The organism is Armatimonas sp., assembly GCF_031410135.1.
Classification (GTDB): domain Bacteria; phylum Armatimonadota; class Armatimonadia; order Armatimonadales; family Armatimonadaceae; genus Armatimonas.
This window is the reverse complement of sequence record NZ_JANNYP010000108.1, coordinates 1-11673: the sequence shown is the minus strand read 5'-3', so window position 1 is coordinate 11673 and position 11673 is coordinate 1. Positions and strand designations below refer to the sequence as shown.

Genomic DNA, 11673 nt, shown 5'->3' with positions numbered 1-11673 from the left:
AGCCCCGCCAGGAGCTTCATGTGCTCGCGGTCGATGCGCTCCAGCTCCCCCATCTTGGTCGAGCTCTTGCCGTGGTGTGAGAGGTTGTGGTAGCCATCGGAGACTGCCTTGCCCTCCACCGTGATGGCGGGCGAGTTAACCGAGTCGAGCATGAGGGTGATGTTGCGGGTGGAGTCGGTGGCAAAGGCAAGCTGCGCTATCTGGTACATCAGGCGGGTCTTCTGCATGTACTCACGCGGGTCCCTGAGGTCCACCGGCTGCGCGACACTCACCACCGGGCGGGGCTTTTTCTCCCACTCTGCGGCCTGCACCAGGCGCTGCTCCAGGTCGCGCACGCCGGAGAAGTACTGATCAAGCCGCTCCCGGTCTCTTGCACCGACCTGACGGCTGAGCTTGCTGGTCTGCTCCGCGACCGTGTCCATGATGCTGCGCCCCAACGCCAGGCTCCGCGCCTGCGCCTGCACTTCGTCGGGTGAGCCGCCTAGAAAGAGCTTCTTAAACACTTCAGAGGGGCGGTTCTCCGTGGGGATCAGCACGCCGTTGGCGGTACACGAGAGGCTCCGCGAGCCATTGACTCCCAGGGTCAGCGACGGAAACCGTGTCAAGTTGCCGATGCGCTCCGCGACATACTGATCCAACGAGATGGTATTGCGGAAGCCCCCGCTCGATGGGTGCGGCGCGGCGGTGAGAAAGCAGATGTCCGCCGGGTGGCCACCGTCCACATCCGGATGCCAGACACCACTCATGACTGTGAAGTCGTCGCGGAAGTTTTTCAGGTGCTCCAGATAGGGCGAGAAAGTATAGCCACGTCCTGCTTGGTCTACTGCTGGGAAGAACTTGTCGGGGAGCACTCCCAGGTTGTTGCAGATGCCAAAGAAGCGGCGTGGGATCGCTTTCTGGGAGTCCGTGCGGGCGAAGGCGGGCTCCATGGCATCGAGGAGGGGCAGCCCCAGCAGGACACCGGCTCCGCGTAGAAAGTGGCGCCGTGAGAGGGCTTGTCGTGTGAGGATATGAACAGTTTTCATAGTCTTATTTGTTCCTGAAGAGGTCGCTGGCGATCACCTGATGGAGAAGAGACTTCACTCCGTAGCCGCTGGGCTGAGCGCGGCTCAGGATCGCCTCAAGCTGCGCCTGATCGCCAAACTGAACGGGAGCGCCGGTGGCGTAGGTCACGAGCTGCCGCGCGAGATTGCGCGCAATTCCACGCTCGTCGCGACCAAGGAGGCGCTTCATCTCTCGAATATCGGCAAATCGCCGACCATCGGGGAGGGTGCCCGAGGAGTCCACGGGCTGTGCGGCATGGAAGTAGAAGGGCTGGCCGTTCTTACCGAAGCCCAGCTCCACCTTTCCGTCTTTCTCTCCTATTCCGCGGTAGCGGTCACGCCAGCCTCCAAAGACATCAAAGCTCTCGAGCGCGAAGCCCGCCGGGTCGATCTTGGTGTGGCACGAGCGGCACTCGGGCTGCGTCCGGTGCTTGGCCAGGAGCTCCCGAATCGTGGTGGCCCCTCGGATATCGGGCTCGACCGCGGGAACGGAGGCAGGTGGCGGCGGCACGGTCAGCCCCAAGATGCGCTCGTTGATCCAGACACCCCGGAGAACGGGGGATGTCGTGGTGCCATTGGCGGTCACTTTCAAGACGCTCGCCTGAGTGAGCAGCCCCCCACGGACGGAGTCTTTGGGCAGCGGGACGCGGCGGATGGTGGCTCCCTGAACATTGGGGAGGTTGTAGAGTGTCGCGAGGCGGTCGTTGACCGTCACAAAGTCCGATGAGACAATATTGCGCGCGGGCAGGTTCTTATGGAGGAGCTCGCGGAAGAACGCCTGTGTCTCCTCCACCGCAGACTCTACCAGGTAGTCATCGAGGTAGTAGTCCGCATAGAGTGTCTCATCGGGTGAGACATCTGCCGTCTTACGCAGGTCGAGCCAGTAGTCCAGAAACGCCTCGACAAACCGGCGGGAGCGCGGGTCGGCGAGCAGGCGCTCTGTCTGCGCGGCGAGCACCTTGGGATCTTTGAGCCTTCCCTGCGTTGCCAGCGACCGGAGTGTTTCGTCTGGCTCCGTGTTCCAGAGGAAGTAGGAGAGCCGGGTCGCTAGTGCAAAGTCGCTGAGGGGGCCGGGCTTCTCTTCCAGGGTGATAAAGTCGGGGGAGCAGAGAATCCCTGAGTAGGCGGCGAGGAGCGCCTCGGTAAAGCTCGCCCCGGAGCGACGGGCGCTCTGGAAGAGTTTCTCATAGGGTAGCACGTCGGTTGGCTGTACAGGGCGGCGCAGAGCACGCGGGAGAAACCCGCGGAGGAGCCGTGCGCCATCTTTCTCGGGGTCTTTGGGGATGATCTCAAGCTGCCCACCACCCACGGCCTTGACGGGCAGGTCACCGCACAGCAGACGCACGCCCGCTATCGGCCAGGTGTCGTAGAGCGGGCCTTCGACCTCCAGCCACTGGAAGGCAACGCCTGGCTGGCCCTCCTTGGTCGCCAGCGGGGTATGCCAGCCCGTCGTTATCTTGCGCTTAGGGTCATCCGCAGGCGGACGGGATCGAAAGAGGCGAGCGGCATCGGGCAGGATAGACTCGCCTTTGAGGAGCTGGACATCCAGCTCTCGCACTGCCGGGTCGGGGCCTGTGTCCACCGTGCCCAGGCGGCGCTGCTGCTGGGGATGCGAGGTCGCGTAGAGCGTCACCGGCTCCTGGGTTCGCCCCCGCGAGATCTTGGTGCGGCTGGCTCGCCACCACTGCTTCTCGTTGTCTGCGCCGGACCAGAACGAGTAGGCACGGAGCCGGAGCCGGTAGCGGCCCGAGACGGGCGCGTGGAAGCGGTCGAACTCGGGCTGAATCGGCTCGTAGGCACTGGCGACCACCCCAAGTGCCTCTCGCTCACGCTTATCTGGGTCTTTCTCCCCGACCGTCATCGGGCCTTTTTTCTCCAGCACGGGAAGGTCTGCCGCCTCTCCCAGGATCGGGAAGGTAGCCCGCGCCGTGGCATCGGAGTAGGCAAACCCCGCCTCCACCAGCCCGGCAAAAGAGCGCTGCTCCCGTGCGTAGTAGCGCCGCGTGGTGGTCTCGGGGCGTGCGACTCCCTGCGCCAGCACCTCCTTAAGCGCTACATTGGCGGCATCCAGGTAGCGGCTCATCTGGACATGGGAGACATCCAGTGCCGTGCCGACTTTGTTGAAGCGGGCCGAGACACCGTCCTCGGGGAGGATGAACTTGAGCTGGAGCCACGGTGCGCCTAGTAAGTCTCGCACGGTGTTCTCGTACTCGTAGCGGTTCATGCGCCGCCAGACCGCACGCCCCTCGCGCTTCACCCGAGCGGCCTCCACGGCTTGCATCGGAGCGGCAAGGTTTTTTAGAAATGCCGCACGTGCCGCAGGTTTGGGCAGGGTAGCGGCTGGCGGAGGCATCTCCCCCAACTGCACACGGTCGTGGACTTTCACCCACGTCGCAAAAATCTTGGGATCATCGAGGCGCAATGGAAGCGCCGTCAGGTCGAGCTTGCCCTCTTTGAGGCTGGGATTGTGACAAGCAATACAGTTGGCTTTGAGAAACGCCTGTACGCTTGTCGCAGGCACCGAAGGCTTACTTTGTGGCATCGCTGCCGAGAGAGCCCCCAGTCCGAGGGTGAGGACCGCGCCGGATGCCAGCCGCCCCGAGAGCTTCCGTTGTCTCTTTTGAAGTTTCATGACACTATGAACTCACTTCCCGTTAGTGTACGCCATTTTCTCCATTATGAGACAGCCATGTCTCCACGTTTATTTCAGATTTTTTTCCTCAGTCTATCCACCCGCCCCCACCAGGCTCAGTCTAGATACATAAACTCGCTAAGATTCAGCAGAGACAGGCACAGGTAGGTCTGGGCTTGCTGCTCGGTGGCTCCTTTGAAGCGCAGGTTGTCGAGTAGCCTTGTACACCGGGCGAGCTCGGCTTGGGTGGGTTCGCGCTGGGTGATGAGACTGAAGGCACGCTTGATGAACGGAACGGGGCGGTCGGTGGCGTCTTTCTTGACACGATCCGCAAGGACTTGGGCCTGCTGGTTCATGAGCGTCGAGTTGAGCATCGCCAGCGCCTGGGTCGGCTGGACGGTGGCGAAGCGGGCCGGGCTGGTCCGATCGGTCTCGGCGGCGTCGAAGCTCTCTAGCATGGGATAGAGCAGCGAGCGCTTGGCGAAGATATAGATGCTGCGGCGGTTCTTGTCCTGTGGGCTCATGCGATCCGGGTACCAGTCCTTACCGGGGATCGACTGCCCCGCCAGCACCTCTTTCTGGATATCGGGGTAGACCGACGGCCCAAACTGCGCCAGATTCAGGTTCCCACAGACGGCGAGCACCGAGTCACGGACTTCTTCGGCGGTCAGGCGGCGCATGTCGAAGCGCCAGAAGAGCTCATTCTCGGGGTCGGCCTTGAGGGATTTGGGGGTGCTGCGCGAGGACATCTGGTAGGTGCTGGAGAGCAGGATCAGGCGGTGGATTGCCTTCATCCTCCAGCCCTTAGCCACAAACTCCGATGCCAGCCAGTCGAGCAGCTCAGGGTGGGTCGGGGCCGCGCCTTGCAGGCCGTAGTCGTTGGGAGTGCGGACAATCCCGCGCCCGAAGTGCCCCTGCCAGAGCCGGTTGACCATCACGCGGGCCGGGAGCGGGTTCTTGGGGTCAGTGATCCAGTTCGCCAGCGCGGTACGACGACCGACGGAGCGGGGAAGCGGCGTCGGGTTGGCGATCCCTCCCCCGATGCACTGCGGAAAACCGGGCTCAACTTTATCGCCGGGGGTCTCGCGACTGCCGCGCTTGAGGATAAACGTATCGGCGGACTTGGGACCTTTCTCCGTGACGACGAGTATCTTACTGACCGCGACTTCGGCCTTCTCCAGCTCCTCTACTTCCTTGGTAAGCTTGGCCTGCTCCGCCGCGAGGTTCTGGTCAAGCTGGCCTTTGTAGGCGGCAAGCTGGACGGGAATGCCCAGTGCTCCCGTGTTCTTGGCGGGCGAGAGCGGGCGGCGACCAAACCCCGGCCCGGCCCAGGCCACATTCAGCCCGAGCGGCGAGGAAGCACTCTGAAAGTACTCCACACGAAGCGCTACTTTTCCGGCGGGGAGCGTAATTTTTGCCCGCTTCTCCTTGCCCTCGCCATGGGAGCCGTCGTAGTCAATCAGCTTCTGACCGTTGACAAAAACCCGCGAGCCATCGTCGGAGTCCAGCCAGAGCGTGTACTCCCCAGCGGTGGGCGCGTTGAGGCTCCCCATCCAGAGCTGGGCGAAGCTGGCATCGCGCTGCTTTACGGAGAGATCGAGGGTGGTAGTTGTCCCTGACGCCGTGGGAGTGAGCTTGTCAAAATCCGGGAGTGCGCCAAAACTGCCTTCGTAGTACTTCCAAGCGAGGTCGGCGAGATCGCCAGGCTTGAGTAGCGCATCGCGCTTCTGCAAAAACTCCTGTTGAAGCGCCGCGATGCGGGCTTTCTTGGCAGCAACCTGCTCGGCATGCTCTTTAACACGCTTCTCGTAGTCGGCTTTTTCCGCCTCGCTCTCAAAAAGCAGCTTCTCGTCGGTGGTGCCGCCATTCTTAAAATAATTGATGTTCTGGAAGATCGCGACAAACTGGTAGTAGTCTTTGGTGGGGATTGGGTCTATTTTATGATCGTGGCAACGGGCGCAGTCCAGCGTCAGCCCCAGAAACGCCTGCCCCACCGTCGTGACCATGTCATCTATGCTGTCGTAGCGCGACTGCTCTGCGTCTACGGGCTCATCGTCCCAGACCCCGAGGCGATAGAACCCTGTGGCGATCTGGGTCTCGTTGGTGGCATCGGGAAGCTCATCGCCCGCGAGTTGCTCGGTGAGGAATCTATTGTAGGGCTTGTCAGCATTGAAGCTCTTGATGACGTAGTCTCGGTAGCGGAACGGGTTGGGCTTGGGGTTGTCACGCTCGTAGGAGTTCGTCTCAGCGTAGCGCACAATATCGAGCCACTGCCGCCCCCACTTCTCGCCGTAGTGCGGGCTTGCCAGTAGCTTCTCAACAAGTTTCTCATACGCCTTCGGGTCGGGGTCGCGCTCAAACGCCGCCACTTCCCCAGGTGTCGGCGGCAGGCCTATTAGATCGTAGGTGACGCGGCGGATCAGCTCACGGCGGCTTGCCGGAGGGCTTGGCAAGAGCTTCTTCTTCTCCAGCCGCGCCAGCACAAAGGTATCAATCGGATTCTTCACCCACTCGTCCCGCAGCACTGGGTTCTGCACTCGGGGCACGGCAGCACGCTTCACCGGCTGGAACGACCAGTGGGAAGCCCCCCCGGCTCCCCCATTCTTGGGGGCGGGGGGGGCCACTGGCCACTTTGCGCCGTCTTTTATCCAGGCAGCGAGTGCCTCTTGCTCAGGGAGGCCAAGCTTGCCACTCGGGGGCATCTTCACCTTGCCGTCGTAGCGGACCGCCGCTAAGACACGCTGCGCCGTGGCCGCATCGAACGCTTTATCGAGCCGAACGCCGCCTTGCTGGGCGTGCTCGCCGTGGCAGGTGATGCACTTCGCTAAGAGCAGCGGGCGCACTTTTGACTCAAAAGCCAGTTCCCCTGCTGATTGTGAGCGAGGGGATTGGTTCCCCAGTGCCGCCGTTGCGAGCAAGATTGCTCCGCTAAGAATTCCCCATTGCATTCGCATTTCACGGTTATTATGACGCATTGTGGGCTACAATAGAAGCTATGAAGCGGACAATGGGCGTTCTTTTTGTGGGACTTTTACTCGGAGTGAGTTTAATGCCAGGCGAGGCACAGGAACCTGTGGATGCGGAGTTCTTTGAGAAGCGCATTCGCCCGATCCTGACTGCGCGGTGCGTCTCCTGTCATGGGCCAGATGCCCAGCAGGGAAACCTGCGCCTAGACGACGCCTCCTCGCTAAAAAAAGGCGGGGCACGCGGGGCGGCTCTCCCAGCCAATGGGACACTCTTAAAAGCCGTCAGCTACACCAGTTCGTCGCTCCTGATGCCTCCCAGCGGCAAGCTCCCGGCAGATGAGATCGCGCTTTTAGAGCAGTGGGTCAAGGGCGGTGCGCCACTGCCCAACACCAAAGCACCCACTCCCCCAAAGACAGGGGGGTCAAAAAAAGAAAGCTTTGATCTGGCGCAGCGCCGTCAGCACTGGGCCTATAAGCAAGTCCGGCGTCCGCTAGAGCCACCAATGGATAAGAGCGGCATAGACTCTTTCGTGCTCGCCAAGCTGCAAAAATCGGGGATTAAGATGGCTCCCGAGGCCGACAAGCGCACGCTGATTCGGCGTGTGACACTTGACCTGACGGGCCTGCCGCCCACTCCGGGCGAGATCGCCGCGTTTCTGGCCGACAAATCGCCTGGTGCTTACGAGAAAGTGATAGATCGCTTGCTAGCCTCCCCCGCCTATGGCGAGCGCTGGGCGCGGCACTGGCTGGACCTGGTGCGCTACGCCGAGTCCATGGGCCATGAGATTGACTTTGATATCCCCGAGGCGTTCCAGTACCGCGACTATGTGATTCGTGCGCTCAACGCCGATGTTCCCTACGATCAGTTCCTCACCGAGCAGCTCGCGGGGGACTTACTGCCCACTCCGCGCTACGATAAAGTCACGGGGCGCAATGAGTCGCTCACGGCCACGGGGTTTGTCTGGCTGGGTGAGGGCAAGCACTCGCCGGTTGATATTAAGCAAGAACAGGCCGACCGCATTGACAATCAAATTGATGTGATAGGAAAGGCGATGCTGGGTCAGACCCTGGCCTGCGCCCGCTGCCACGACCACAAGTTCGACCCGATCCCCACCAAAGACTACTACGGCCTCTACGGCGTCCTCAGAAGCTCCCGGTTCCAGCTGACATCGTCGGACGGCCCCGCCACTTTTGGCAAGCCCGCCGCAGAGATCGCTAAAATCCGTGCGGGAATCGACAAGCGCGCCCTGAGCGAGAGCTGGAAGGCCAGTCTCGCCGCACTTCCCGCAGAGAAGCTCAAGGCAGAGCTACTAGGGCTCAATCGTAAGAGCGGCGGCGTGAGTGACTTTTTGCTGACCCAGTGGACTCCCAGCGGCGCGGCCATGCAGACGCTTGCCGAACCCGGCGAGCTGATTCTCTCCGGCAATCCACAGAAGCCCGTGCTGGCGCTCGCCCCCCGGACGATGGCGCACTCCGCGCTCGGTGGGCGACGCCAAGAGGGCGCTCTGCGCTCCCCGACATTCACCATCGACAAGGACTTTATCCATGTCAATGTCGCCGGTCAGAAGGGCAAACTGCGCATCATTGTCGAGAGCTTCCAAGTCATCCGGGACCCGCTCTACGGTTTTCTGGGGCACACGATTGACAATCCCGAACCGCAGTGGCGCACTATTAACCTGCGCATGGTCAAGGGCCGCCGCGCCTATGTCGAGCTCACCGACAGCGCCCGCGACAACTTCTCCAATGGCAATTTAAGTGACACCAACAAGGGCCACGACGGCTGGATTCGCTGCGAGGGTGCGGTGCTCAGCGCCAGCAATGTCCCGCCCGGTGGAAACAGCCCGTATCCCATTCCGCTGGTTGCGGAGCCGGTGAAGCAGAACCTCAGTACAACTCTCGACCACTGGGCAAGTAACTCACTCACAACAAGCGATGCGCCTGCTCTTGAGGTGCTCGATATGCTCCTGCGCAAGGGAGTGTTAGAGACAAAGCTCCTCGCCGATGTCAGCACCCAGATCGCGGCTATTGACAGCGCCCTCCCCGCTCCCACCCGCATCCTAGCGATGGCCGATGGCGATGGCGAGGATGAGAAAGTCTTCCTACGCGGCAACCATAAAGCTGCCGGGCCGACCGCGCCGCGCCTCCAGCTCGCGCTCTGTGGCACCGAGAGCACTCCGGTCTCGGGAGTCACGGGCAGCGGGCGGCTCGAACTAGCCAAGCGCATCGCCAGCCCGCAGCACCCGCTCACGGCCCGTGTGATTGTCAACCGCCTCTGGCACCACCACTTTGGGCGCGGAATCGTCCCCACCACCGATGACTTCGGGCATATGGGCGAGAAACCCACTCACCCTGAGCTTCTCGACTACTTAGCCAGTGAATTAGTGGCGAAAAACTGGTCGCTCAAGGCGATGCACAAGCTGATCCTCACCAGTGCCACCTACAAGCAGCGCAGTGATGTCGCGCCCACCGCCACCGCGATAAAAACCGACCCAACCAACAAGCTCCTCTGGCGTATGAACGTCCGCCGTCTAGAGGGCGAGGCCATCCGTGATAGCCTACTAGCGCTCTCCGGCCGCCTCGACAGCACGCTCTATGGCCCGCCAGTCAACACCTACCTCACCGAGTTCTCCGAGGGACGCGGGCGCCCCGGTCAAGGCCCGCTCGATGGCAACGGACGGCGCAGTATCTATCTTTCTGTGCGGCGCAACTTCCTCTCGCCCTGGCTACAGTCCTTCGACTTCCCAACCCCGTTCACCTGTATCGGGCGACGCAGCGTCAGCAATGTCCCCGCGCAGGCCCTCGCTCTGATGAACGGAGCCTTTGTCCGCCAGCAAGCCGAGGTCTGGGCCACGCGCCTTCTGAAAGAGCAGCCCAACGCCACGCCCGAGCAGCGCATTACCTGGCTCTATGAAAACGCCTTTGGCCGACCCGCCAGCACCGAAGAACTGAAAAATGCGCTGGAGTTCGTGGCCCCCCCGGCCCCCGCAAGCGGGGGAGAAAAGCAGGTATGGGCTGATCTGTGCCATGTCCTGCTCAATGTCAAGGAGTTTATCTTCATTAAGTAGCCACGATGAAAGACAGGCCACGATACAGCGCTCCAAAAAGTCACTTGGCCCGAGTGCCTCGGTGGCTGTTGGTCATGTTGGGAGTGGCACTGATAGGCTTTGCAGTGGGATCGGCTCTTTCTAAAGACAAAGACTTTATGATAGATATTGGCGCATATTTACAATGGAGATAGTAGGAAGAAACACTATGACGCGACGAGAGATGCTTGCGACGGCGGCGACGGGCTTTGGGGGCATGGCGGCCTCCGCGCTCTTTGCGGAGGAGGCGCACGCCCAGACCGGCGGGCGGCCCCTGGATCATCCGGCGAAGGCAAAGGCAGTGATCTTTCTGTACATGGATGGTGGCCCGAGCCAGATGGACACGTTTGACCCGAAGCCGCGCCTGGAAAAAGACCATGGTAAGCCACTACCGCTTGAGGTTCCTGCAACCCAGTTTAACAACAACGGCAATATCTTAAAATCGCCGTGGAGCTTCAAGAAGTACGGGCAGGGCGGCATTGATATCAGTGAGCTCTTCCCCGAAGTGGCAAAGTGCGCCGACGAGCTGTGCGTCATGCGCTCCATGACCTCTAACTTCTCGGAGCACACCAACGCGAACTACTTTCTGCACACGGGCAATGGCTCCCAGGGCCGCCCGAGCATGGGCGCGTGGGTGACCTATGGCCTCGGGAGCGCAGCGAAGAACCTTCCCGGCTATGTGGTGATTAATGGCGGTCTTATCCCCAACGGTGGCCTCGACTGCTTTGGCTCCGGCTTTCTGCCACCGACCTACCAGGGCTCGATCTTTCTGCCACGCCCCAGTGCGGTTGCCGATCTGAACCCGCTGGAGAAGACCGAGGCGGAGCAGAAGCGCAAGCTGAACTTACTCAAGCGCCTCGATAAGAGCGTGCTGGGAAGCATGGGCAACAGCGTCGCGGTAGACGCCGCGATCCAGAACTACGAACTGGCCTTTCGTATGCAGAGCGCGGTTCCTGAGCTCACGGGCATGGCGGGTGAGACCGAGGCGACCAAGAAGCTCTACGGGCTCGACCATGCCTTTGGTCCCGCAAAAACCTTTGGCTTCCAGTGCCTCATGGCGCGGCGCATGGTCGAGCGGGGGGTTCGCTTTGTGGAGCTCACCCATCCGAGCTGCGGGCATGATAGGTGGGACCAGCACGGTAACCTCAAGAAGGGCCACGAAGACAACTCGCGCATGGTGGACACGGCGATCGCAGGGCTCCTCAAAGACCTCAAGTCGCGCGGGATGCTAGACTCCACGATTGTGCTCTGGGCAAGCGAGTTTGGCCGTACCCCCATGGTGCAGGGCGGCGATGGGCGCGACCATAATCCCTTTGGCTTCACAGTCTGGGCGGCAGGCGGCGGCTTCAAGGGCGGGACAATCTACGGCGCAACCGATGAGTTTGGCTACTTCGCTGTTGAGAATAAAATGGAGATGCACGATCTTCACGCCACCATGCTGCACTTACTCGGCTTCGACCATAAAAAACTCACTCAGCGCTTTGGGGGCCGCGACATGCGCCTCACCGATGTCTTTGGAAATGTTATCAAGGAGCTCATCGTATGACCTTTCTACCTCTTCTGGCACTTCCACTTTTTCAAGCCAGCCAGCCTCCTATTCCCTATGCCCACGACTTCGATAAAAAGTACATTGAAGTATCTCTCGTGGGAAAAAATCACTTGATCGGGCGTTTTATGATGGGCTACGACATGTCTGATCCCAAGAAGCGCGAGGAGACCTACAAGCCTTACTTACATATCCTCGACCCCGACACAGGCAAACCTATCACCAAGGGGGCGGGGGGCGAGTTCACGCACCATCGCGGGATTTTTATCGGCTGGAACAAGCTCACTGTCAACGGCAAAACCTACGATCGCTGGCACATGACCGGTGGCGAGCAGGTCGTAAAAGAGGCCAACGGAATTACAATAGCGGACTCAGCCGGATCGGGCGTCCTGATCACGGCCCC

6 protein-coding genes are annotated in these 11673 nt (G+C 61.1%); 3 read left to right on the top strand and 3 right to left on the bottom strand.

Annotated elements, in window-relative coordinates:
- The 3 genes from RMO15_RS04040 to RMO15_RS04030 all read right to left on the bottom strand — a co-directional run.
- Positions 1–1025 (bottom strand): DUF1552 domain-containing protein (locus RMO15_RS04040; RefSeq protein WP_309708138.1); only part of this gene is annotated, 1025 nt, incomplete at its 3' end.
- Positions 1026–1029: 4 nt separating this feature from the next.
- The gene (locus tag RMO15_RS04035; protein WP_309708135.1) at positions 1030–3675 is read right to left on the bottom strand and encodes a DUF1592 domain-containing protein; all 2646 of its coding nucleotides are present in this window, start codon (positions 3673–3675) and stop codon (positions 1030–1032) included.
- Between the two features lie 116 nt (positions 3676–3791).
- Positions 3792–6623, bottom strand: coding sequence for a DUF1553 domain-containing protein (locus RMO15_RS04030; RefSeq protein ID WP_309708132.1), 2832 nt, complete (start codon positions 6621–6623; stop codon positions 3792–3794).
- Positions 6624–6670: 47 nt separating this feature from the next.
- Here RMO15_RS04030 and RMO15_RS04025 point away from each other — a divergent pair, with 47 nt between their 5' ends.
- From RMO15_RS04025 to RMO15_RS04015, 3 genes are all read left to right on the top strand, one after another.
- Positions 6671–9706: a PSD1 and planctomycete cytochrome C domain-containing protein gene (locus RMO15_RS04025; protein WP_309708130.1), complete on the top strand. Its 3036-nt coding sequence runs from the start codon at positions 6671–6673 to the stop codon at positions 9704–9706.
- 187 nt (positions 9707–9893) lie between these two features.
- A complete protein-coding gene (locus tag RMO15_RS04020; protein WP_309708126.1) occupies positions 9894–11270 on the top strand; it encodes a DUF1501 domain-containing protein in 1377 nt (458 codons plus the stop codon).
- Positions 11267–11673 (top strand): DUF6807 family protein (locus RMO15_RS04015; protein ID WP_309708123.1); only part of this gene is annotated, 407 nt, incomplete at its 3' end. The genes RMO15_RS04020 and RMO15_RS04015, both read left to right, overlap by 4 nt.